The sequence below is a fragment of the Streptomyces sp. NPDC018029 genome (assembly GCF_044327655.1).
Taxonomy (GTDB): Bacteria; Actinomycetota; Actinomycetes; order Streptomycetales; family Streptomycetaceae; genus Streptomyces.
In genome coordinates, this window is sequence record NZ_JBIRFV010000002.1 from 510,174 (window position 1) to 528,878 (window position 18,705).

Consider the following 18,705-nt stretch of genomic DNA (forward strand, 5'->3'; position numbering starts at 1 on the left):
GGCGCGGGGCGCCGGCCGGCGACTGCCTGGGAGCCCGGGGGTCACCCCCCGGGCAACTCCGATATCCGCGCGATAGTGATCACTTCTCTCGTACGACGACGAAGTCGGCGAGCGCGACGAGCTGCGCCCGCACCCGGTCCGGCATCTGGACGTGGTCCAGCGCCTCGATGGCGATGGCGTGCTGGCGCCGGGCCTCCTTGGCGGTCCACTCGCGGCCGCCCGCCTCTTCGATCAGGGCGGCGCGCGCGGCGAACTCGTCCTCGGAGAAGTTCTCGAAGTCGCTGCTCTTGGAGTCGGCGGTGAGCAGCTCGCCGAGCCGCTCGGAGGCGGGGCCGCCCGCGGCGAGCGCGGCGACCACGGGCAGCGACTTCTTGCGCTGCCGCAGATCGCTCCACGTCTGCTTTCCGGTGGCCTCCGGGTCGCCCCAGATGCCGAGCAGGTCGTCCACGGCCTGGAAGGCGAGGCCGAGGTGGTAGCCGTACTTCTCCAGCGTGTCGGCGGTGTGGTCGTCGGCGCCGCCGAGGACGGCGCCGATGGAGACCGCGCAGGCGAGCAGGGCGCCGGTCTTCTTGCCCTCCATCTCCAGGCACTCCTCGACCGTGACCCGGTCGCGGTGCTCGTAGCTGATGTCCTGTGCCTGGCCGTCGATCAGCGCGCGTGTGGCGGTGATGAGGCGGCGGGTGGCGCGGCCCGCCTCGACGGTGCCGAGCTCCAGGAGGATTTCGTTGCCGAGCGCGAAGAGGGCGTCGCCGACGAGGATGGCCTGTGCGGGACCGTGCACCTTCCACACCGTGTCGCGGTGCCTGCGCTGCTCGTCGCCGTCCATCAGGTCGTCGTGCAGCAGTGAGAAGTTGTGCACGAGCTCGACGGCGACCGCGCCGGGGACGCCGATCTCGGGGGCCGCGCCCGCGGCCTCGGCGGAGAGCAGGGCGAGCGCGGGACGCACGGCCTTGCCGCCGTCGCCGTCGGACGGGTTGCCCTCGGCGTCGATCCAGCCGAAGTGGTAGGCGGCGACGGTGTCCATGGGCGGCGCGAGGCGGTCCACCGCGGCCCGCAGCACCGGGGTGGCCAGCGTCCTTCCCTGTTCGAGCAGTGAGGTCACGTCCACCGTGTCGGCAGCCGTTTTCTCGGCCGAGGGCACAGTCGGCACAGTTTCTCCTCTTGTTCCGGTGCTGTTTCTCTGGGGACCTGACCCCAGCAGGTCGAGCTTCACGCCACCGCCTCCTCGAACGCGAAGAGGTGATCACGGGGGCGGTCGAGGGTGGAGAGGGCCGCTTCGGCCGCGCTGAGGCCGCTGCGGACGGCGCCCTCCATGGTCGCGGGCCAGCCGGTCGCGGTCCACGCGCCCGCGAGGTACAGGCCGCGGGCCTTGGTGCGGGCACCGGGGCGGAGCCTGCCGACGCCGGGGGTGGGGGCGAACGTCGCCGTCCGCTCGCGGGTGACGAAGAAGTCCCGCACCTCGGCGCCGTGTGCCGCGGGCAGCAGCCGCTCCAGCTCGGGGAGATAGCGCTCGCGCAGTGCGGCGACGGGCGCGTCGATCTCGTCCTGGGCGGCCGACTGGGAGACCGCCAGGTACTGCCCCTCGGTGAGCCCGGAGGCCTCGGTCCGGTCGAAGACCCACTGGACGGGCGAGCCGATGGCGGCGAAGAACGGCCGCTTCAGCACCTTCCGGTCGTAGACGACATGGAGGTTGAGGATCGGCGCGGTGTCGATGTCGAGCAGCCGGTCGGGCTGGTCGAGCGCGCCGTCCGGGAGGAGGTCGTGCGTCTCGTGCTGCGGCACGGCGAGCACGACGGAGTCGGCCTCCAGGGTCTCGCCGGGCACCTCCACGCGCCAACCGCCGTCCTCCGTACGAGAGATGGAGGTGACGCGGGCTTTCAGTTCCGTACGGACGCCCGCGGCGTCGAGCGCCTTGCGGGCCAGCGTGTCGTGCAGGTCACCGAGGGGTGCCCGGGCCCAGCCGATGTCGGCGGCGCCCGGCTCCGAGAGCAGCCCGGTCTTGAAGACCATCGCGGCGAGCCCGAGGGAGGCGTCGCCCGCGACGGCGTTGAGCGTCGCGACGCCCACCAGGTCCCAGAGCGCCTCGACTGCGCGCGGCGACTGGCCGTGCCTGGCCAGCCAGCTGCCGAAGTCCTGGCCGTCGAGCGCGGGATCGGCCGGGTCGAGCCCCTTGAGGGCGAGCGCCGCGCGCCCCACCTTGGCGCGCTCGGCGACCGACAGGTGGGGATACGTGGCGAGGCTCGCCGCCAGGTGCAGGGGCACGGGCAGCGCGGTGCGCCGCAGCCGGCCGAGCCGGTTGCGGTCGGCGTCGAGGACGGGCACGTCGAGACGTTCCTGCAGGGGCGCGAGGTGCGCGCCGTCGACGCGGTCGAGGAACCATCGGTAGGCGGTGCAGCAGCGCAGGTAGACGTGCTGGCCGTTGTCGACGGTCAGCGCGCCGCGGCGGAAGGAGAACGCGAGCCCGCCGAGCCGCGGCCGCCCTTCGAGCAGCGTCACGCGCAGGCCCGCGTCGGCGAGCGCGAGCGCGGCGGTGATGCCGGCGAGGCCGCCGCCGACCACCACTGCGGCCGCCCCTGCGGGACGGCCTCCGGCGTTCTCGATCAGCCCCTCGGGCTGCATGTCTTCCCTCTTCATGCACCCACCCCTTCGGCCGTTGCAGTCTGGGACGCGACCACGGAGCGGAGGGTTGCCCGCCGCTTTGCGAACGTTGTCCCAGCTGTCCCACGATCACTCCGGACGCTCATCACACACGCCTCCGGACGGTCTGTCGTGACACGTTCCGCGCGTCGAGGCCGGACAGTCCGCGCACGGCGACGTACGCCTTCTCGCGGCCCGGCAGCGAGACGCGGCCGCGCAGGACCGCTTCGGGCTCCCGCTCTATGCGGTCGAGGAGCCGGCGGTAGATGCCGGCCATCGCCGCCACACAGGCACCGCTGCGCCGGTCCAGCATCGGCAGCAGGCGGTAGCCCTCGGCGAACAGGGCACGCGCGCGGCGGACTTCGAAGTGGACGAGGCCCGCGAAGTCGGATCCCGCGGGCGGCTCGGCACCGGAGAACCCGGCGGAGCAGCCGAACTTGGCGAGGTCGTCGGCGGGCAGGTACGTCCGGCCGTCCTGCGCGTCCTCGCGAACGTCGCGGAGAATGTTGGTCAGTTGGAGCGCGAGGCCGAGCGTGTCGGCATACTCCGGCGCGCGCTCGGCATGGAGCGCCCCCCGTTCGCTGCCGAACACGCCGAGCGAGAGCCGCCCGATCGCCCCGGCCACACAGCGGCAGTAGACCTTCAGGTCCTCCCACGTCTCGTACGTCGCGCCGCGTACGTCCATGAGGACGCCGTCGATCAGCTCGTCGAGGCCGTCCATCGGGATGGGGAAGTGCTCGGCGGCGTGCGCGAGGGCGACCGCGACCGGGTCGGTGTCGTCCTCCTGCACCCCTCCCGCGCGGATCCGGGCGACCAGCGCCCTGGTGTCCTCGAGACGGTCCGCCTTGACGTCCGGGGCGAGCGCGCCGTCCCCGATGTCGTCGACCCGCCGCGAGAGCGCGTACAGCGCCGACATGGCCCGGCGCTTGGGCGCCGGCAGCAGCCGGATGCCGTACGCGAAGTTGCGCGCCTGCTGGCCTGTCACCGTCTCGCAGTAGCTGTAGGCGGCGAGCACCGGCGCGGACACGCGCGGATCCGACTCCACGGCCCGGCTCACCCCTCTCCTCGCAGCACGGCGCCCGCCTCGCGGAACATGCGGGGCTTGGTGGGTCTGGGCGGTCCGGGAAGGACGTCGTACCCGGCGGCCACGATCGCCCGGACCGCCGCCCTGCCCCCTCCCACGAATCCGGCCAGCAGCAGCTTCAGCCTGCCGTGGACGCTACCCACCAGGGGGGTGCCTTCATTCAGCAGGCCGCGGGCGCGTTCCGCTTCGAACGCGACCAGCGCGCGCACCGACGCGCCCGCTGTCGGCCGGGCCAGGTCTGACTCGCTCACGTGGAACCGCTTCATGTCCTCGACGGGCAGGTAGATGCGGCCGCGCCGCAGGTCTTCGGCGACGTCCTGGATGTGCTCGACGATCTGCAGCCCGGTGCAGACGGCGTCCGAGTGCCGGATTCGCTCGGGGGTCTCCGTGCCGGTGATGGCCAGGACGAGTCGGCCGATCGGGTTCGCGGAGAGCGCGCAGTACGCCACGAGGTCGTCGTACGTCTCGTAGCGCGTGACGGACTGGTCCTGGCGGTTGGCCGCGATCAGGCCGAGAAAGGGCGTGGCCGTCAGGGTGCCGCGCTCGGCGGCCGGCCGCAGCGCGCGCACCAGCGGGTGGCCGGGCTCGCCGCCGCCGAAGACCTTGTCCAGGTCCGCCTCGACGGCGTCCAGGAGCCGCGCCGGGTCATCGGCGTCGCCGCCGCCGAGGCCCAGATGGCGGGCGTGGGCGGCCTCGGGCACCAGGTCGCCGTCGCCGATGTCGTCGATGAGGCGCACGACGCCGTAGACGGCCATGAGGTCGTCGCGCCAGGCCCGGGGCAGGAAGAACGGCGCCACCGGGAAGTTCTCGTCCGCGGCCTTGTCGAGGACGGCGGATGCATCGCGGAGCCGGAGATCATCCGTAGCCATTGCCGTCACATCTCCCGTTCTACACTGCCGACCCAATACATCCTATTTCGGACACGCCGCCCAGCACTCTCCGAGGTGGACCGTGCTCCGAGCCGGGGCGCTGCGCGATATCGCCCCACTTGCCGCGAATCAGCACCGGTACAGCTTACGTTGTACAACCCCTCCCGCATCGTCGGGGTGTTCGGCGCATCACAACAACACACCGATTGGCGTCAAACTACCTTTTCTAGCGGTGAGTTGAGGGGCTCGTGGGACCTCGGGGACACCATGTCACGACAGTGCCCCGCCGGATTCCTCCCGGCGGGGCACTGCTGCCGAACGGGTGCACGCCCGGTGGCTCGATCGGGCTACTTGCCCGTGAACTTCTCGTACTCCTTGATGACCTCGTCGGTCGGCCCGTCCATGCGCAGCTCGCCGCGCTCCAGCCACAGCACGCGGTCGCAGGTGTCGCGGATCGACTTGTTGTTGTGGCTGACCAGGAAGACCGTGCCGGCCTCCTTGCGGAGCTCGCGGATGCGGGCCTCGGAGCGCTTCTGGAACTTGCGGTCGCCGGTGGCCAGGGCCTCGTCGATCATGAGGACGTCGTGGTCCTTGGCGGCCGCGATGGAGAACCGCAGGCGGGCCGCCATGCCCGAGGAGTAGGTGCGCATCGGCAGGGTGATGAAGTCGCCCTTTTCGTTGATGCCGGAGAAGTCGACGATCTCCTGGTAGCGCTCCTTGATCTGCTCGCGGGTCATGCCCATCGCGAGACCGCCGAGGATGACGTTGCGCTCGCCGGTCAGATCGTTCATCAGGGCCGCGTTGACGCCGAGCAGCGAGGGCTGGCCGTCGGTGTAGACCTTGCCCTGCTCGGCGGGGAGCAGCCCCGCGATGGCACGGAGCAGGGTGGACTTGCCGGAGCCGTTCGAGCCGATGAGGCCGATGGCCTCGCCGCGGTAGGCGGTGAAGCTGACGCCGCGGACGGCGTGCACCTTGCGCACACCGCGCTCCTCGCCGCGCCGGAGGATGCGGCTCAGGGCGGAGGTGGCGCTGCCCTTGCCGGTCTTCGCGCCGTTGACGCGGTAGACGATGTGCAGCTCGTCAGCGATGACGGTGGGGATGTGCCCCTTGTCGGCATTCTTGTCGTCAGCCACGGCCGTAGCGCTCCTCAGCCTTCCAGAAGTACACGAAGCCGCCGGCGGCGACCAGCACGGCCCAGCCCGCCGCGACCGCCCAGACGTGCGTCGGCAGGTACTCGCTGCCGTAGCCGTCGATGAGTGCGAAGCGCATCAGGTCCATGTAGATGGCCGCGGGGTTCCACTGCAGGATGTCCGCGATCCAGGCGGGATGGTCCTCCAGCATGACCGGGATGGAGAACATCACGCCGGACGCGTACATCCACGTACGCATCACGAACGGCATCAGCTGCGCGAGGTCGGGGGTCTTGCTGCCGAGCCGGGCCATGATCATCGCGAGGCCCGTGTTGAACATGAACTGCAGGATCAGGACCGGGAGGATCAGCAGCCACGACAGCTTGGGGTAGCTGCCGAAGCCGATCGTGATGAGGAACAGCACGATCATCGAGAACAGCAGCTGCTGGAGCTGCTGCAGCGAGAACGAGATCGGCAGCGAGGCCCGTGGGAAGTGCAGCGCGCGGACGAGGCCGAGGTTGCCCGCGATCGCCCTGACGCCCGCCATCACAGAGCTCTGCGTGAAGGTGAAGACGAAGACGCCGGTGACCAGGAACGGGATGTAGACCTCACGCTCGAAGCCGCGGTCCGCCTTCAGGATCAGGCCGAAGATCAGGAAGTAGACGAGCGCGTTCAGGAGCGGCGTCGCCACCTGCCACAGCTGGCCGAGCTTGGCCTGGCTGTACTGGGCGGTGAGCTTCGCCTGGGAGAAGGCGAGGATGAAGTGGCGCCGTCCCCAGAGCTGGCGGACGTACTCGAAAAGTCCGGGCCGGGCGCCGCTGACGGTCAGACCGTACTTGGCGGCGAGTTCGGCGCGGGAGAGCCCGTCATCGGGCGGCGGTGTCGACGGGGATGCTGTCACCGTGACTCCGCCGTCATGCGTTGTCTCACTCACGAGTGGAAACTTTCGTCTTCAGATGCGCAGCCGGTCGGGCATAGGCGTGGGCCAGGGACCGGGGTACGGCCCGAATGCTCTCAGACCCGAGCTTGTCAGATGACAGGAGGTCGGCCCAGTCGCGTCAGCCGCCATACCGTACGCCACTTCATCGGCCTGCGCGGTCCGCAGGGCGTCGTCCAGCCTTCCTTGAACCCGCCGAACCAGGCCTTCAGGGCGGGGCCCGAGGGGCGCCGGGCGAGGGTGAGGAGCATCCAGACGCCGAGGTAGACCGGGACCAGGAGCGCGGGAAGGTTGCGACGGGCCAGCCAGACGCGGTTGCGGGCCACCATCCGGTGGTAGACCGCGTGCCGGGAGGGAGCCGTCGTCGGGTGGAAAAGCACCATGTCGGAGCGGTAGTCGATCATCCAGCCGGCGTTCAGCGCGCGCCAGGCGAGGTCGGTCTCCTCGTGCGCGTAGAAGAACTCGCCGGGCAGCCCGCCGACCTCGGCGATGACCTTCGTACGGACGGCGTTGGCGCCGCCGAGGAAGGTCGTCACGCGCGAGGAGCGCATCGGGTCGGAGGCGCGCAGCCGCGGCACGTGGCGGCGCTGGGTCTCCCCCGTGTCCGGGTCCGCGATGCGGAAGCTGATGATGCCGAGCTCCGGATCGGCGGCGAAGGCCTGGCGGCACAGCTGTGCCGTGTCCATGTTCGCGAGGAGGCCGTCGTCGTCCAGGAAGAGCAGGATGTCGACGTCGGTGCCGCCGGGCCCGAAGGCCTCGATGCCGACGTTGCGGCCGCCGGGGATGCCGAGGTTCTCGGGCAGCTCGACGGTGCGCACGCCGTCGGGGACGTCCGGCACCGGGGCGCCGTTGCCGACCACGACCACCTCGACCGGGTCGCCGTCCTGCTTGGCGACCGAGTCGAGGAGGGCGCGCAGCTCCTGCGGCCGGTTGCCCATCGTGATGATGACGGCGCCGACCTTCAGCTTCTCTGCCGGAGTGCTCGGGGTGTTCACTTCAACCTGCTCGATACGAGGATGGACACGAGGTGGAGCAGGGTCTGGAGCATCGCGATGCCCGCGAGGACCGCGACGCCGACGCGCGAGAAGAACAGGTCGCCCCGGGCCTGGTCCACGATCGCGAGGACCAGGATCAGCAGGGACGCCTCGACGCCGAGGATCAGCCGGTGGAACTTCAGCGCGGCGGCGGCCTTGCGGGCCAGCGCCATGCCGGAGGAGCGCGGCTCGGACGCCGACTCCTTGACCGGCTCCTTGCCCGTCTGGTGCCGGGCGACACCGACGAGGTCGGTCTCGGCCTTGATCAGGATCGCGCCCAGGGCGGCCAGGGTGCCGAGGAAGGCCCACAGCCAGTCGATGCGCCCGGAGCCCCACAGGTCGGCGGCGCGCAGGCCGAAGCCGACCAGGACCGCGGCGTCGCACAGGTAGGCGGCGACCCGGTCCAGGTAGACGCCCGCCATCGAGTACTGCTTCTTCCAGCGGGCGATCTCGCCGTCGACGCAGTCGAGCAGCAGGTACAGCTGGACCGCGAGCACGCCGAGCACGGCGCCCGTGATCCCCGGCACCAGCAGGGCCGGGGCGGCGAGGGCGCCGGCGACGGTCATCACGTAGGTCAGCTGGTTGGGCGTGACCCGCGTGTTCACCAGGTGCCGGTCGATGCGCAGGGAGACCTCGCGCATGTAGAGCCGGCCGGCCCAGTGTTCGCCGCTGCGCCGGTCCTTCACCCCCGGGGGGTGAACAACCGGGCGGAGCTCAGCTACCGATGGCTTTTGCATAGTCGGCGTATGCGTCCCTGATCTGGTCGGTGGACAGGTCGAGGTGTTCCAGGATCGTGTAGCGGCCCGGCCGGGTCTGCGGAGCGAACTCCACGACCCGCACGAACTCGTCCACGGTGAACCCGATCTCCTCCGGCAGCACGGGCAGGCCGTGGCGGCGCAGCACCTGGGCCATGTACGCGGACTCCTCGCGGGCACCGCGCAGGTGCATCGCGAAGGCCGCGCCGAGGCCGCACTGCTCGCCGTGGCTGGCGGCGCGCTTGGGGAAGAGGAGGTCGAAGGCGTGGTTGATCTCGTGGCAGGCGCCCGACGCGGGGCGGGAGTCGCCCGAGATCGACATCGCGATGCCGGTGAGCACCAGGCCCTCGGCGAGCACCTGGAGGAAACCGTCGTCGCCGACGCCGCCGGGGTGGCGCAGGACCGCCTCACCGGCCTGCCGGGCCATCGCGGCCGCGAGGCCGTCGATGTCCTCGCCGCGCTCACGGGCGGCGAGCTCCCAGTCGCGGATCGCGGAGATGTTGGACAGCGCGTCGCCGATGCCGGAGCGGACGAAGCGGACCGGGGCCTCGCGGATGATGTCGAGGTCGATGACGACCGCGATGGGGTTCGGCACGCCGTACGAGCCGCGGCCCGCGTCGTTGTCGAGGGTCGCGACCGGCGAGCAGAGGCCGTCGTGCGACAGGTTCGTCGCGACGGCGACCAGCGGCAGGCCGACGCGCGCCGCGGCGTACTTGGCGCAGTCGATGATCTTTCCGCCGCCGAGGCCGACGATCGCGTCGTAGCGGCCGGACTTCTTGATGGCGTCGGCGAGCTTGATGGCGTCGTCGAGCGTGCCGCCACCGACCTCGAACCACTCCGCGCCGCTCAGCGAGGGCATCAGCCGCTCGCGGAGCACCGCGCCCGAGCCACCGCTGATGGCGATGGCGAGTTTGCCGGTCGACGAGCAGATCCGCTGGTCGGCGAGGACACCGGCCAGGTCGTCGATCGCCCCCGGCCGGATGTCGACGACGACCGGCGAGGGGATGAGCCTCGTCAGTACTGGCACGCGATCTCCCGGCCCTTGGCGAGGTCGTCGTGGTTGTCGATCTCGACCCACTTGACGTCGCCGATCGGGGCCACGTCGACCTTGAAGCCGCGGTTGACGAGCTCCTGGTAGCCGTCCTCGTAGTAGAGGTCGGGGTCGCGCTCGAAGGTGGTCTTCAGCGCGTCGGCGAGCTCCTCGGCGGCGGAGCCCTCGATGAGGGTGACGCCGATGTACTCGCCGGTGGCCTCGGAGGGGTCCATCAGCTTGGTGATGCGCTGCACGCCCTTGGCGTCGTCGACGATGACCTTCATCTCCTCGTCGGCGAGCTGCTTCACCGTGTCGAGGGCGAGGATGATCTTCTGGCCGTTGCCGCGGGCGGCGAGCAGCGTCTTCTCGACGGAGACCGGGTGCACGGTGTCGCCGTTGGCGAGGATCACGTCGTGCTTGATGGCGTCACGACCGCACCACAGGGAGTAGGCGTTGTTCCACTCCTCGGCCTTGTCGTTGTCGATCAGGGTCAGCTTGAGGCCGTACTTCGCCTCCAGAGCCGCCTTGCGCTCGTAGACGGCCTCCTTCTTGTAGCCGACGATGATCGCGACCTCGGTCAGACCGATCTCGGCGAAGTTGCCGAGCGTCAGGTCGAGGATGGTGGTCTCACCGTCGACGGGCACCAGAGCCTTGGGCAGGGTGTCCGTGTAGGGGCGAAGACGCCGTCCGGCGCCGGCCGCCAGCACGAGGCCGATCATGCGGGTTCTCCTTCATCGTGTACGGCGGGTGCGCCCTGTTTCTCGGCGGCGACCCAGAAGCGGATGCTCTCGACGAGCACCACGAGTGCCACGGCCACGGCGAGTGCCGTGAGCGCGACGGGAAAATCTGTGGCGGGCAGCAGGGCTGCGGCCAGCGCGACCACGAGGATCCGGCCTTCCTGGCCGCCGATCGCCCGCACCAGCCAGCGCGGAGGCGCGCCGGCGCCGCCCTTGATGCGGTACACCGTGTCGTAGTGATGGTAGGCGACCGCGGCCACCAGCCCGAAAGCCGCCGGAAGGGCTCCGTTCACCTCGGCCTTGGCCGCGAGGACCAGGATCGTGCCGTATTCGGCGGCGCGGAAGAACGGCGGGACGAGCCAGTCGAGGGGGGCCTTGAGGGGCAGGATCAGGGCGAGGCCCGACAGGGCGATGTACAGCGCGGCGGCGGCCACGACCACGGGGCTGCCGTAGGGGTTGGCCAGCGCCGTGCCGACGAGCCCGGCGCCGCCGACGAAGGCGAGCACCGGGGCGGGACGCAGCCAGGTCACCCGTGGCCGGAGGGCGGAGAAGGCCGAGGCGAGGGGGCCGTTGTCGGCGAGGTCGGACAGCGCCGTCGCGGCGCGGTCGGTGCGGGTGGCCTTGCGGGTCAGCGACCGCAGGACGCGTCCGGCGGTGGTGTAGCAGGCGGCGAGGGCGCAGCCGATGAGCAGGACGACGAGGGTGATGCGCGGGGTGGTGAGCGCGGTGAGCACCGCGATCATCGCCCAGCGTTCGCCGATGGGCAGGACTATCATCCGGCGCACCCAGACCGTCCAGCCGACGCTGTCGAGCTTGTCCGAGAGGGCCGCCGTGGGGCTGGTGTTGGCGGTCGCGTCGTGGTTCGCCTCGTTGAAGGAGAAGTCGACGACGTGCCGGCAGGTCTGCAGGACCATCGCGCCGAGCGCCAGCGCCCACACGTCGTCGCCGCCGCGTGCGGCGCCGAGCGCGAGACCCGCGTAGTAGGCGTACTCCTTGGCGCGGTCGAACGTCGCGTCCAGCCAGGCGCCGAGCGTCGAGTACTGCAGGGAGTAGCGGGCGAGCTGCCCGTCGGTGCAGTCCAGGACGAAGGAGAAGAGCAGCAGCAGGCCGGCCGCGACGAAGCCGCCGCGCGTCCCGGTCGCCGCGCAGCCCGCCGCGATCAGGGCGGTGAGCAGCGAGGCGGTGGTGACCTGGTTCGGGGTGAGGCCGCGGCGGGCGCACCAGCGGGCGATGTAGCGCGAGTACGGGGAGATGCAGTACGTCGTGAAGAAGCCGTCCCGTGACTTGACCGCGGTGCGCAGGCGTACCGCCTCGTCGTCCACGGCCGCCACGGCCTGGCGTGCCTCGTTCCGCGTCTGGGGGTCGCCGGGCACGGTGGCGACGAGGGTGCCGAGCTCGGGGCGGTGCACGTCCGTGGCGCCGGACTCCATGGCCGCGGCGACGGAGTCCGGGAGCGCGTCGAGCGTCACGACGCCGTTCGCCGTGCCGACGGTGGCCCGCAGCGCGCGCGTCAGTGCGGCGCGGGCCGCCGGCTTGGCCGTGACGGCGCCGGGCAGCGCGGCGGCGGCGAAGCGGGGGTCGGTGAGGGCGAGGCGCAGCGCGTGGACGTGTCCGACGAAGCGCGCGTCGACGACCGCGACCCGCTGGTCGGCGGGGACGGCGGCGAGCAGCGCCTCGGCGTCCGCCGCGTCGGAGGCGACCCGCACGTCGAAGCCGAGGGACCGCAGATCGCCTTCGAGCGGCGACCCGGGGACCGGCTGACCGGTGAGGATGGCGGTCGACAGACGAACTCACTCCTTGAGTACCGGCGCGGCTCGCGCCGGGCACATGCGTAAGGGGAGCGCCCCTGGCCATGGCGGCCGGGCGGCACGTCGGCAGAGGCTATCGGATGATGGGAAGCGGGCGTTCATCACCCGTTCACGCCCTGATAGAGCCTGTGTCAGGCTCCTGGGGCGGCCTGCGAGGGCCTCGGCCTTCACGATCATCATGGTGGATGGGGGGCCGCGCCCACAAACCGCGCCCGTCCCGTGCCCGGCTTGCCCGGATAGGGGCCACATGCCCGGCGCCCCGGGCCCGCACAGGGAGTTCGCTTAGGGTGGGCGCCCATGACATGGCTGATCACAGGCGGGGCTGGATACATCGGGGCACATGTGGCGCGGGTCATGGCCGGTGCCGGGGAGGACGTCGTCGTGCTCGACGACATCTCGTCGGGGGTGCCGCGGCGGCTGCCCGCGGACATGCCTCTCGTCAAGGGCTCCTCGCTGGACGGGGAGCTGCTGCGCCGGGTCTTCGCCGAGCACCGCGTCACCGGTGTGGTGCATCTCGCGGCCCGCAAGCAGGTCGGGGAGTCGGTGGAGCAGCCGTTGCGCTACTACCGGGAGAACGTGGGCGGTCTGACGACGCTGCTCGAAGCGGTCGCCGAGGCCGGCATCAAGCGGTTCGTGTTCTCCTCGTCGGCCGCGGTGTACGGCAATCCGCCGGACGTCGAGCTCGTCCGTGAGGACGCGCCCTGCGTCCCGGTCAGCCCTTACGGCGAGACCAAGCTCGCCGGTGAGTGGCTGGTGCGGGCGGCCGGGCGGGCGCACGGCATCGCGACCGTATGCCTCCGCTACTTCAACGTGGCGGGCGCCGCGGCGCCGGAGCTGGCGGACACCGGCGTCTACAACGTGATCCCGATGGTCTTCGACCGGCTGCGGCGCGACGAGGCGCCGCGGATCTTCGGCGACACGCATCCGACGCCGGACGGCACCTGCGTGCGCGACTATGTGCACGTCTCGGATCTCGCCGAGGCCCACCTCGCGGCGGCCCGCAGGCTGACGGGAGGCGCCGAAGGTGATCTGACCGTGAACATCGGCCGAGGTCGCGGTGTTTCCGTACGCGAACTGGTCACGCTGATCGGCGAGGTGAGCGGCGACACCCGGCCCGCGCTCGTCGAGCCGGCCCGGGCCGGTGACTCGCCGCGCGCCGTGGCCGACGCGAGCCTGGCGGCCGAGGAGCTCGGCTGGACGGCCCGGCGCGGGGTGCGCGAGATGGTCGAGTCGGCCTGGGCGGGATGGTGTCTGCACCACCCCGAGGCGCGCCGCGACTGATCGTCGCGAGCCCCTGACCTGCACCCCTCGGCTTGACGGCAATCGTTGCCATTTTCGCAGGTCAGCGGAGTGATAACGGTGTTCAGTGCCGCGTTGCCAGATACCCCCCACCCGTAGTTCACTGTGGCTCGCGACCAGCGAACAGCAGACCGATGACCGACGCGGGAGGGCCGCTCCATGGGGGCTGGGCACGATCACGGACACACGCACGGGGCGCCCGCCACGGGCACCGCGGCCAACGCCTACAAGGGGCGGCTCCGGACAGCGCTCTGCATCACGATCACCGTGATGCTGGCCCAGATCGTGGGCGGCATCGTCGCCGACTCGCTCGCGCTCGTCGCGGACGCGACGCACATGGCCACGGACGCCGTCGGCCTCGGCATGGCCCTGCTCGCGATCCACTTCGCGAACAGACCGCCCACCGAGAACCGTACGTTCGGCTACGCCCGCGCCGAGATACTCGCCGCGCTCGCGAACTGTCTGCTGCTGCTCGGCGTGGGCGGCTACGTGCTCTTCGAGGCGGTCGAGCGGTTCATCACGCCCGCGGAGACCGAGGGCGGCCTCGCGCTCTACTTCGGTGTGTTCGGTCTCGTCGCGAACGTGATCTCGCTCTCGCTGCTCATGCGCGGCCAGAAGGACAGCCTCAATGTGCGGGGCGCCTTCCTGGAGGTCGTCGCGGACACCCTCGGCTCGGTCACGGTCATCGTCGCGGCGGTCGTGATCATGCTCACCGGCTGGCAGGCCGCCGACCCGATCGCCTCGCTCGTCATCGGCTTCATGATCGTCCCGCGCACGGTGAAGCTCCTCAAGGAGACGCTGAACGTGCTCCTGGAGTCGGCGCCCAAGGACGTCGACATGGCGGAGGTGCGGGCCCACCTGCTCGACCTGCCGGGCGTCGAGGAGGTCCACGACCTGCACGCCTGGACGATCACCTCGGGCATGCCCGTGCTCTCCGCCCACATAGTGGTGAGCTCCGACACCCTCGACTCCATCGGGCACGAGAAGATGCTGCACGAGCTCCAGGGCTGCCTGGGAGACCACTTCGACGTCGAGCACTGCACCTTCCAGCTGGAGCCGAGCGGTCACGCGGAGCACGAGGCGAAGCTCTGCCACTGACGGCGCCTCCCCCGGCCCCGGTGCTAGAGTCGGTGGAGTTCTTGGGTTCCCGGAGGTGGGTCGATGACTGTCACGGCTGACGCCGCTCTGCGCGGCGACACGTGCATCCCCACTTCCCGGGCGCGCGTCTGACCTCACGTACCCCTCAGTTCGTACGTCAGGTCCGCGGGTCCTCCACTCAAGGATTTCCACGTTGACTGACAACGCTTCCCTCAACCATGCCTTCTTCGCCCTGCACCACCGTCTGCCGCGGCAGGGCCCCGGCTCCGACGCCACCACCCGGCGGCTGCTCTCCCTCGCGGGGGCGCTGCCCGAGCGGCCGCGCGTGCTCGACCTGGGCTGCGGGCCCGGCCGGGCCGCGCTCCTGCTCGCCGCCGAGGCCGGCGCCGAGGTGACCGCCGTCGATCTCCACGAGCCGTTCCTCGACGAGCTCCACGCGGCCGCCGAGGCGCGCGGGCTCAGCGGATCGATCACCACCGTCAAGGCCGACATGGCCGAACTCCCCTACCCCGACGGGTCGTTCGACCTCGTCTGGGCCGAGAGTTCGGTCTACGGCATCGGCTTCGACACCGCGCTGCGCGCTTGGCGGCGGCTGCTCGCGCCCGGCGGGGCGCTCGTCCTCACCGAGTGCGAGTGGACGGCCGCCGAGCCGTCCGCGGCGGCCCGCACCTTCTGGGAGCGGCACTACGCGCTCCGCACGGGCGAGGCGAACATGCGGGCCGCGACCGGCGCCGGGTACTCCGTGCTCGGCGTGCACCCGCAGCCGGAGTCCGACTGGGACGAGTACTACGGCCCGCTCGGCGCGCGGGCCGACGCGGCGGACCCGAGCGCTCCCGGCATGGCCGAGGCGCTCGCCGCCACCCGCGAGGAGATCGCGATGCGGCGCGAACACGGGAGCGAGTACGGCTACACGGGGTACGTCCTGCGGCCGACGGACTCCTGGCCGACCCGCCCGGAGACCGCGGCCGACGTCGCCGCCGTGCACGCCGTGAACGCCGCCGCCTTCGAGACGGAGGCGGAGGCCGACCTGGTCGACGCCCTGCGCACGGACCCCGAGGCGTGGCTTCCCGGCCTGTCGTACGTCGCGGAGGCGCCCGACGGTTCGGTGGCCGCCTACGCGCTGATCACCCGCTGCCGGGTGGGCGGCGCGCCCGCGCTGGCGCTCGCGCCCGTCGCCACGCTGCCCGAGTACCAGCGGACGGGGGCCGGTTCGGCGATCGTGCGGGCCGTGCTCGACGCGGCACGCGCGCGTGGAGAGCGGCTCGTCCTCGTGCTCGGGCATCCCTCGTACTATCCGCGGTTCGGTTTCAGGCCCGCTTCGGGGTACGGGATCCGGCCAGGTTTCGAGGTGCCCGACGAGGCGATGATGGCGCTCGTCCTGGACGGGGCCGACGATTCCGCGCGGCTGCCGCGGGGCATGATCCAGTACCCGGCCGCTTTCGGGGTCTGACGCTCCGGCGGGCGCACGTCTGACAGCGCCCCGCGTGTGTCCCGCCGTGCTCCGGCTCGGCGGGACATGCGGGTCCCATGAGTGCCCGGGGTGTCCGGAACGTACGGCAGACTTGGGACTCGAAGACCGAAGCGAAGGATGCGTATGCCGATCACACCTGCCACCGCGGCGAACACCTCGTCGAGCGGCACCGGAGAAGCCATCTTGCTCGAACTCGTCGACGAGGACGGCAGGACCATCGGCACAGCGGAGAAACTCTCCGCGCATCAGGCGCCCGGGCAGCTGCACCGGGCGTTCTCCGTCTTCCTCTTCGACGAGCAGGGGCGCCTGCTGCTGCAGCAGCGCGCCCTCGGCAAGTACCACTCCCCCGGTGTCTGGTCGAACACCTGTTGCGGCCATCCCTACCCGGGCGAGGCGCCGTTCGCCGCGGCGGCCCGGCGTACGTACGAGGAGCTGGGGGTCTCGCCGTCGCTGCTCGCCGAGGCGGGCACGGTGCGCTACAACCACCCGGACCCGGCCTCGGGGCTCGTCGAGCAGGAGTTCAACCACCTGTTCGTGGGCATGGTGCAGTCGCCGCTGCGCCCCGACCCCGCCGAGATCGGCGGGACCGCGTTCGTGACGGCCGCGGAGCTGGCCGAGCGGCACGAGCGCGAGCCGTTCTCCGCGTGGTTCATGACCGTGCTCGACGCGGCACGGCCCGCGATCAAGGAGCTGACCGGCCCCGCCGCGGGCTGGTAGCCGGTCCGTCAGCCGAGGCCGGGCTTGAGGGGCAGAGCCGCCCAGATGACCTTGCCCCCGCTCGCGGTGTGCTCGACGTCGCAGGCGCCCCCCGCCTCCGCCGTGATCTCACGGACGAGCAGCAGCCCCCGCCCGCCCGTCTGGCCGTGGTCCGCCACCAGGGCCGTCGGGCGGTAGGGGTGGTTGTCCTCGACGGACACCCGCACCCACTCGGCGCCGACCGCGACCTCCACCGCGAGCATCGGCGAGAGCAGCGCCGCATGGCGCACCGCGTTGGTGACCAGCTCGGAGACGATGAGCAGCAGGCCCTGCAAGAGGTCGTCCGGAGCCGGTACGCCCTGCCGGGCCAGCAGGTCGCGCACCGCGTGCCGCGCCTGGGGGACGGAGGCGTCGACGGCGGGGGCGGTGAAGCGCCACACGCCCTCGTACGGCGCCGGCCCGCCGCCTCTGGGGAGTGGATCGGGCCCGCTCCCGTCGCTCTGCATCGTCCGGTCGCCGTCCTCGCGCTCGATTGTCGCCACACATCGAGTGTTGGGAAAGCTCTGGTCCGGACCGCGCCACTGACCAGAAGTCAGCGACTATCGACGGATTTTGACCGACGGCGCATGACGCCGTCAGCTGTGCGACTGGTCCTGCTCGCCCTGCCGTGCATGGTTCGCCTTCGCGTGTTCTTCAGGTTGTACGAGGCTGACGATGCGGCGTCCGCCGATGCCCGTGGCGAGCAGGCCGAGACCGTCGAAGAGCAGCGTCAGGGAGAAGAAGCACCCGATGACGTACTGGCTGCTGCTGGGCCACTCGGCGAGCACCAGGATGCCGATCAGCAGGCCGAAGGCGCCCTGCAGGAGCGTCAGGGCGAACTGCGGGCCGCGCACCACCAGGCTGCCGACCAGCCGGAACACCCCGCCGGTGAGGAAGAGCAGGGCCGCGAACATGGTCAGCGCCTCCGCCGCCACCTCGGGTCTGCGGATGATCACGACGCCCGCCGCGAGGTTCAGCGCGGCGACCACGACGCCCAGCCAGAAGAAGCTGCTGCCCCGCGACTGGACGGCGTGCAGCAGGCCGACGACGCCGCCGACGAGCAGGAGCCAGCCGAACAGGAGCATCGAGGTCAGCGTGGCGAAGCCGGTGTAGACGAGGCCGACGACGCCGGCCACCGCGAGGATCACGCCGAGCAGGGCGAGCCAGCCGAAGCTGCGGCTGACCGTCCTGGCCTCCGTGGTGGCTCTGTCGTCCCTGGGTCCGGCCATCGGCGTCTCCCTCTCGCTCGGCCCCCTTCTTGATCGTACGTTCGAGGGGTGCGGATAGCATCCGGCGCATGGAGCCGCAGCTGAGGCAGACCGTCACCGACGGCGTCGCCACCGTCCTCATCGACCATCCGGCCAAGCGCAACGCCATGACCGCGGACATGTGGCGCCAGGTGCCGCCGCTCTGCGCCGCGCTCGCCGCCGACCCGGCCGTGCGCGCCGTCGTGCTCACCGGCGCGGGCGACACCTTCTGCGCGGGCGCCGACATCTCCACGCTGCGTGAGTCCCCGGGCACCGCGCAGGAGCTCGCGGTGCGGGCCGAGGAGGCCCTGGCCGCCTTCCCGAAGCCGACGCTCGCGGCGGTGCGGGGCTACTGCGTGGGCGGCGGTGCGCAGCTGGCCGGGGCGTGTGACCTGAGGTTCGCGGACGAGGGCGCCTCGTTCGGTGTCACACCCGCCAAGTTGGGCATCGTCTATCCGGCGTCGTCCACCCGGCGCCTGGTGTCCCTGGTCGGGCCCGCGACCGCCAAGTACCTGCTCTTCTCCGGGGAGTTGATCGACGCGGAGCGGGCGCTGCGGACCGGCCTGGTGGACGAGGTCCTGCCCTCCGGCGAACTGGCCAAGCGCGTCGCGGAGTTCACCCGCGTCCTCGCGTCGCGCTCGCAGCTGACGCAGGCGGCGGCCAAGGAGTTCGCGGCGGGGCGCACGGACCGGGACGCGTACTGGACGGAGCAGGCACGCGGGAGCGGCGACACCGCCGAAGGTGTCGCCGCGTTCCTGGAGCGGAGAAAGGCGCACTTCACCTGGACCGCGCGGGGCGAGTGAGCCCGGCGGGGCCGATCGCCCACTGGTG

The 18,705-nt window shown here is 71.5% G+C and carries 18 protein-coding genes; 5 read left to right on the forward strand and 13 right to left on the reverse strand.

What is annotated here, in order from left to right:
- Positions 1 to 79 precede the first annotated feature (79 nt).
- The 11 genes from ACH4D5_RS06440 to ACH4D5_RS06490 all read right to left on the reverse strand — a co-directional run bounded on the left by ACH4D5_RS06440 (position 80) and on the right by ACH4D5_RS06490 (position 12,000).
- Positions 80 to 1,213, reverse strand: coding sequence for a polyprenyl synthetase family protein (locus ACH4D5_RS06440; protein ID WP_398299211.1), 1,134 nt, complete (start codon positions 1,211 to 1,213; stop codon positions 80 to 82).
- Positions 1,210 to 2,619 (reverse strand): hydroxysqualene dehydroxylase HpnE, encoded by a 1,410-nt coding sequence (gene hpnE / locus ACH4D5_RS06445; protein ID WP_398299973.1) that lies wholly within the window; start codon positions 2,617 to 2,619, stop codon positions 1,210 to 1,212. Before hpnE ends, ACH4D5_RS06440 begins: the two co-directional genes overlap by 4 nt.
- Positions 2,620 to 2,743: 124 nt before the next feature.
- The gene (gene hpnD / locus ACH4D5_RS06450) at positions 2,744 to 3,694 is read right to left on the reverse strand and encodes a presqualene diphosphate synthase HpnD (protein WP_398299212.1); all 951 of its coding nucleotides are present in this window, start codon (positions 3,692 to 3,694) and stop codon (positions 2,744 to 2,746) included.
- Positions 3,691 to 4,590, reverse strand: a complete 900-nt coding sequence (gene hpnC, locus ACH4D5_RS06455) for a squalene synthase HpnC (protein WP_398299214.1) — start codon at positions 4,588 to 4,590, stop codon at positions 3,691 to 3,693. Before hpnC ends, hpnD begins: the two co-directional genes overlap by 4 nt.
- Positions 4,591 to 4,937: 347 nt before the next feature.
- Complete coding sequence (locus ACH4D5_RS06460; RefSeq protein WP_398299216.1) at positions 4,938 to 5,723, reverse strand: ABC transporter ATP-binding protein; 786 nt, start codon at positions 5,721 to 5,723, stop codon at positions 4,938 to 4,940.
- The gene (locus tag ACH4D5_RS06465; RefSeq protein ID WP_398299218.1) at positions 5,716 to 6,654 is read right to left on the reverse strand and encodes an ABC transporter permease; all 939 of its coding nucleotides are present in this window, start codon (positions 6,652 to 6,654) and stop codon (positions 5,716 to 5,718) included. Before ACH4D5_RS06465 ends, ACH4D5_RS06460 begins: the two co-directional genes overlap by 8 nt.
- A gap of 95 nt (positions 6,655 to 6,749) precedes the next feature.
- Positions 6,750 to 7,622 (reverse strand): glycosyltransferase family 2 protein, encoded by an 873-nt coding sequence (locus ACH4D5_RS06470; RefSeq protein ID WP_398299975.1) that lies wholly within the window; start codon positions 7,620 to 7,622, stop codon positions 6,750 to 6,752.
- Between the two features lie 26 nt (positions 7,623 to 7,648).
- On the reverse strand, positions 7,649 to 8,428 hold the full coding sequence (locus ACH4D5_RS06475) for a CDP-alcohol phosphatidyltransferase family protein (protein WP_223778111.1): 780 nt from the start codon (positions 8,426 to 8,428) through the stop codon (positions 7,649 to 7,651).
- On the reverse strand, positions 8,406 to 9,473 hold the full coding sequence (locus tag ACH4D5_RS06480) for an iron-containing alcohol dehydrogenase family protein (protein WP_398299221.1): 1,068 nt from the start codon (positions 9,471 to 9,473) through the stop codon (positions 8,406 to 8,408). The genes ACH4D5_RS06475 and ACH4D5_RS06480 overlap by 23 nt, the downstream gene beginning before the upstream one ends.
- Positions 9,461 to 10,198 (reverse strand): phosphocholine cytidylyltransferase family protein, encoded by a 738-nt coding sequence (locus ACH4D5_RS06485; RefSeq protein WP_362995153.1) that lies wholly within the window; start codon positions 10,196 to 10,198, stop codon positions 9,461 to 9,463. The genes ACH4D5_RS06480 and ACH4D5_RS06485 overlap by 13 nt, the downstream gene beginning before the upstream one ends.
- A complete protein-coding gene (locus ACH4D5_RS06490) occupies positions 10,195 to 12,000 on the reverse strand; it encodes a DUF5941 domain-containing protein (RefSeq protein ID WP_398299977.1) in 1,806 nt (601 codons plus the stop codon). Before ACH4D5_RS06490 ends, ACH4D5_RS06485 begins: the two co-directional genes overlap by 4 nt.
- A gap of 321 nt (positions 12,001 to 12,321) precedes the next feature.
- Between ACH4D5_RS06490 and galE the strand changes: the two genes are divergently transcribed.
- The 4 genes from galE to idi all read left to right on the forward strand — a co-directional run bounded on the left by galE (position 12,322) and on the right by idi (position 16,609).
- The gene (gene galE, locus ACH4D5_RS06495) at positions 12,322 to 13,305 is read left to right on the forward strand and encodes a UDP-glucose 4-epimerase GalE (RefSeq protein WP_398299223.1); all 984 of its coding nucleotides are present in this window, start codon (positions 12,322 to 12,324) and stop codon (positions 13,303 to 13,305) included.
- 177 nt (positions 13,306 to 13,482) lie between these two features.
- Positions 13,483 to 14,421 carry a cation diffusion facilitator family transporter gene (locus tag ACH4D5_RS06500; RefSeq protein WP_398299225.1) on the forward strand — a complete coding sequence of 313 codons (939 nt, stop codon included), beginning with the start codon at positions 13,483 to 13,485 and terminating at the stop codon, positions 14,419 to 14,421.
- A 193-nt stretch (positions 14,422 to 14,614) separates the two neighbouring features.
- The gene (locus ACH4D5_RS06505; protein WP_398299227.1) at positions 14,615 to 15,871 is read left to right on the forward strand and encodes a GNAT family N-acetyltransferase; all 1,257 of its coding nucleotides are present in this window, start codon (positions 14,615 to 14,617) and stop codon (positions 15,869 to 15,871) included.
- Between the two features lie 144 nt (positions 15,872 to 16,015).
- Positions 16,016 to 16,609, forward strand: coding sequence for an isopentenyl-diphosphate Delta-isomerase (idi, locus tag ACH4D5_RS06510; protein WP_398299229.1), 594 nt, complete (start codon positions 16,016 to 16,018; stop codon positions 16,607 to 16,609).
- 8 nt (positions 16,610 to 16,617) lie between these two features.
- Here the strand turns inward: idi and ACH4D5_RS06515 are convergent, their stop codons facing one another.
- Together ACH4D5_RS06515 and ACH4D5_RS06520 are read right to left on the reverse strand one after the other, a co-directional pair.
- Positions 16,618 to 17,130, reverse strand: coding sequence for an ATP-binding protein (locus ACH4D5_RS06515; protein WP_398299231.1), 513 nt, complete (start codon positions 17,128 to 17,130; stop codon positions 16,618 to 16,620).
- Between the two features lie 93 nt (positions 17,131 to 17,223).
- Positions 17,224 to 17,856 (reverse strand): HdeD family acid-resistance protein, encoded by a 633-nt coding sequence (locus ACH4D5_RS06520; protein WP_398299233.1) that lies wholly within the window; start codon positions 17,854 to 17,856, stop codon positions 17,224 to 17,226.
- Between the two features lie 68 nt (positions 17,857 to 17,924).
- Here ACH4D5_RS06520 and ACH4D5_RS06525 point away from each other — a divergent pair, with 68 nt between their 5' ends.
- Positions 17,925 to 18,677: an enoyl-CoA hydratase/isomerase family protein gene (locus ACH4D5_RS06525; RefSeq protein WP_398299235.1), complete on the forward strand. Its 753-nt coding sequence runs from the start codon at positions 17,925 to 17,927 to the stop codon at positions 18,675 to 18,677.
- The last annotated feature ends 28 nt before the right edge of the window (positions 18,678 to 18,705 follow it).

What these genes read in the sequence shown, in the direction of transcription:
- hpnE (WP_398299973.1), bottom strand. Translation starts at nt 2,619, where the DNA reads ATGCAGCCCGAGGGGCTGATCGAGAACGCCGGAGGCCGTCCCGCAGGG.
- hpnC (WP_398299214.1), bottom strand. Translation starts at nt 4,590, where the DNA reads ATGGCTACGGATGATCTCCGGCTCCGCGATGCATCCGCCGTCCTCGAC.
- ACH4D5_RS06475 (WP_223778111.1), bottom strand. Translation starts at nt 8,428, where the DNA reads ATGCAAAAGCCATCGGTAGCTGAGCTCCGCCCGGTTGTTCACCCCCCG.
- ACH4D5_RS06485 (WP_362995153.1), bottom strand. Translation starts at nt 10,198, where the DNA reads ATGATCGGCCTCGTGCTGGCGGCCGGCGCCGGACGGCGTCTTCGCCCC.
- galE (WP_398299223.1), top strand. Translation starts at nt 12,322, where the DNA reads ATGACATGGCTGATCACAGGCGGGGCTGGATACATCGGGGCACATGTG.
- ACH4D5_RS06500 (WP_398299225.1), top strand. Translation starts at nt 13,483, where the DNA reads ATGGGGGCTGGGCACGATCACGGACACACGCACGGGGCGCCCGCCACG.
- idi (WP_398299229.1), top strand. Translation starts at nt 16,016, where the DNA reads ATGCCGATCACACCTGCCACCGCGGCGAACACCTCGTCGAGCGGCACC.
- ACH4D5_RS06520 (WP_398299233.1), bottom strand. Translation starts at nt 17,856, where the DNA reads ATGGCCGGACCCAGGGACGACAGAGCCACCACGGAGGCCAGGACGGTC.
- ACH4D5_RS06525 (WP_398299235.1), top strand. Translation starts at nt 17,925, where the DNA reads ATGGAGCCGCAGCTGAGGCAGACCGTCACCGACGGCGTCGCCACCGTC.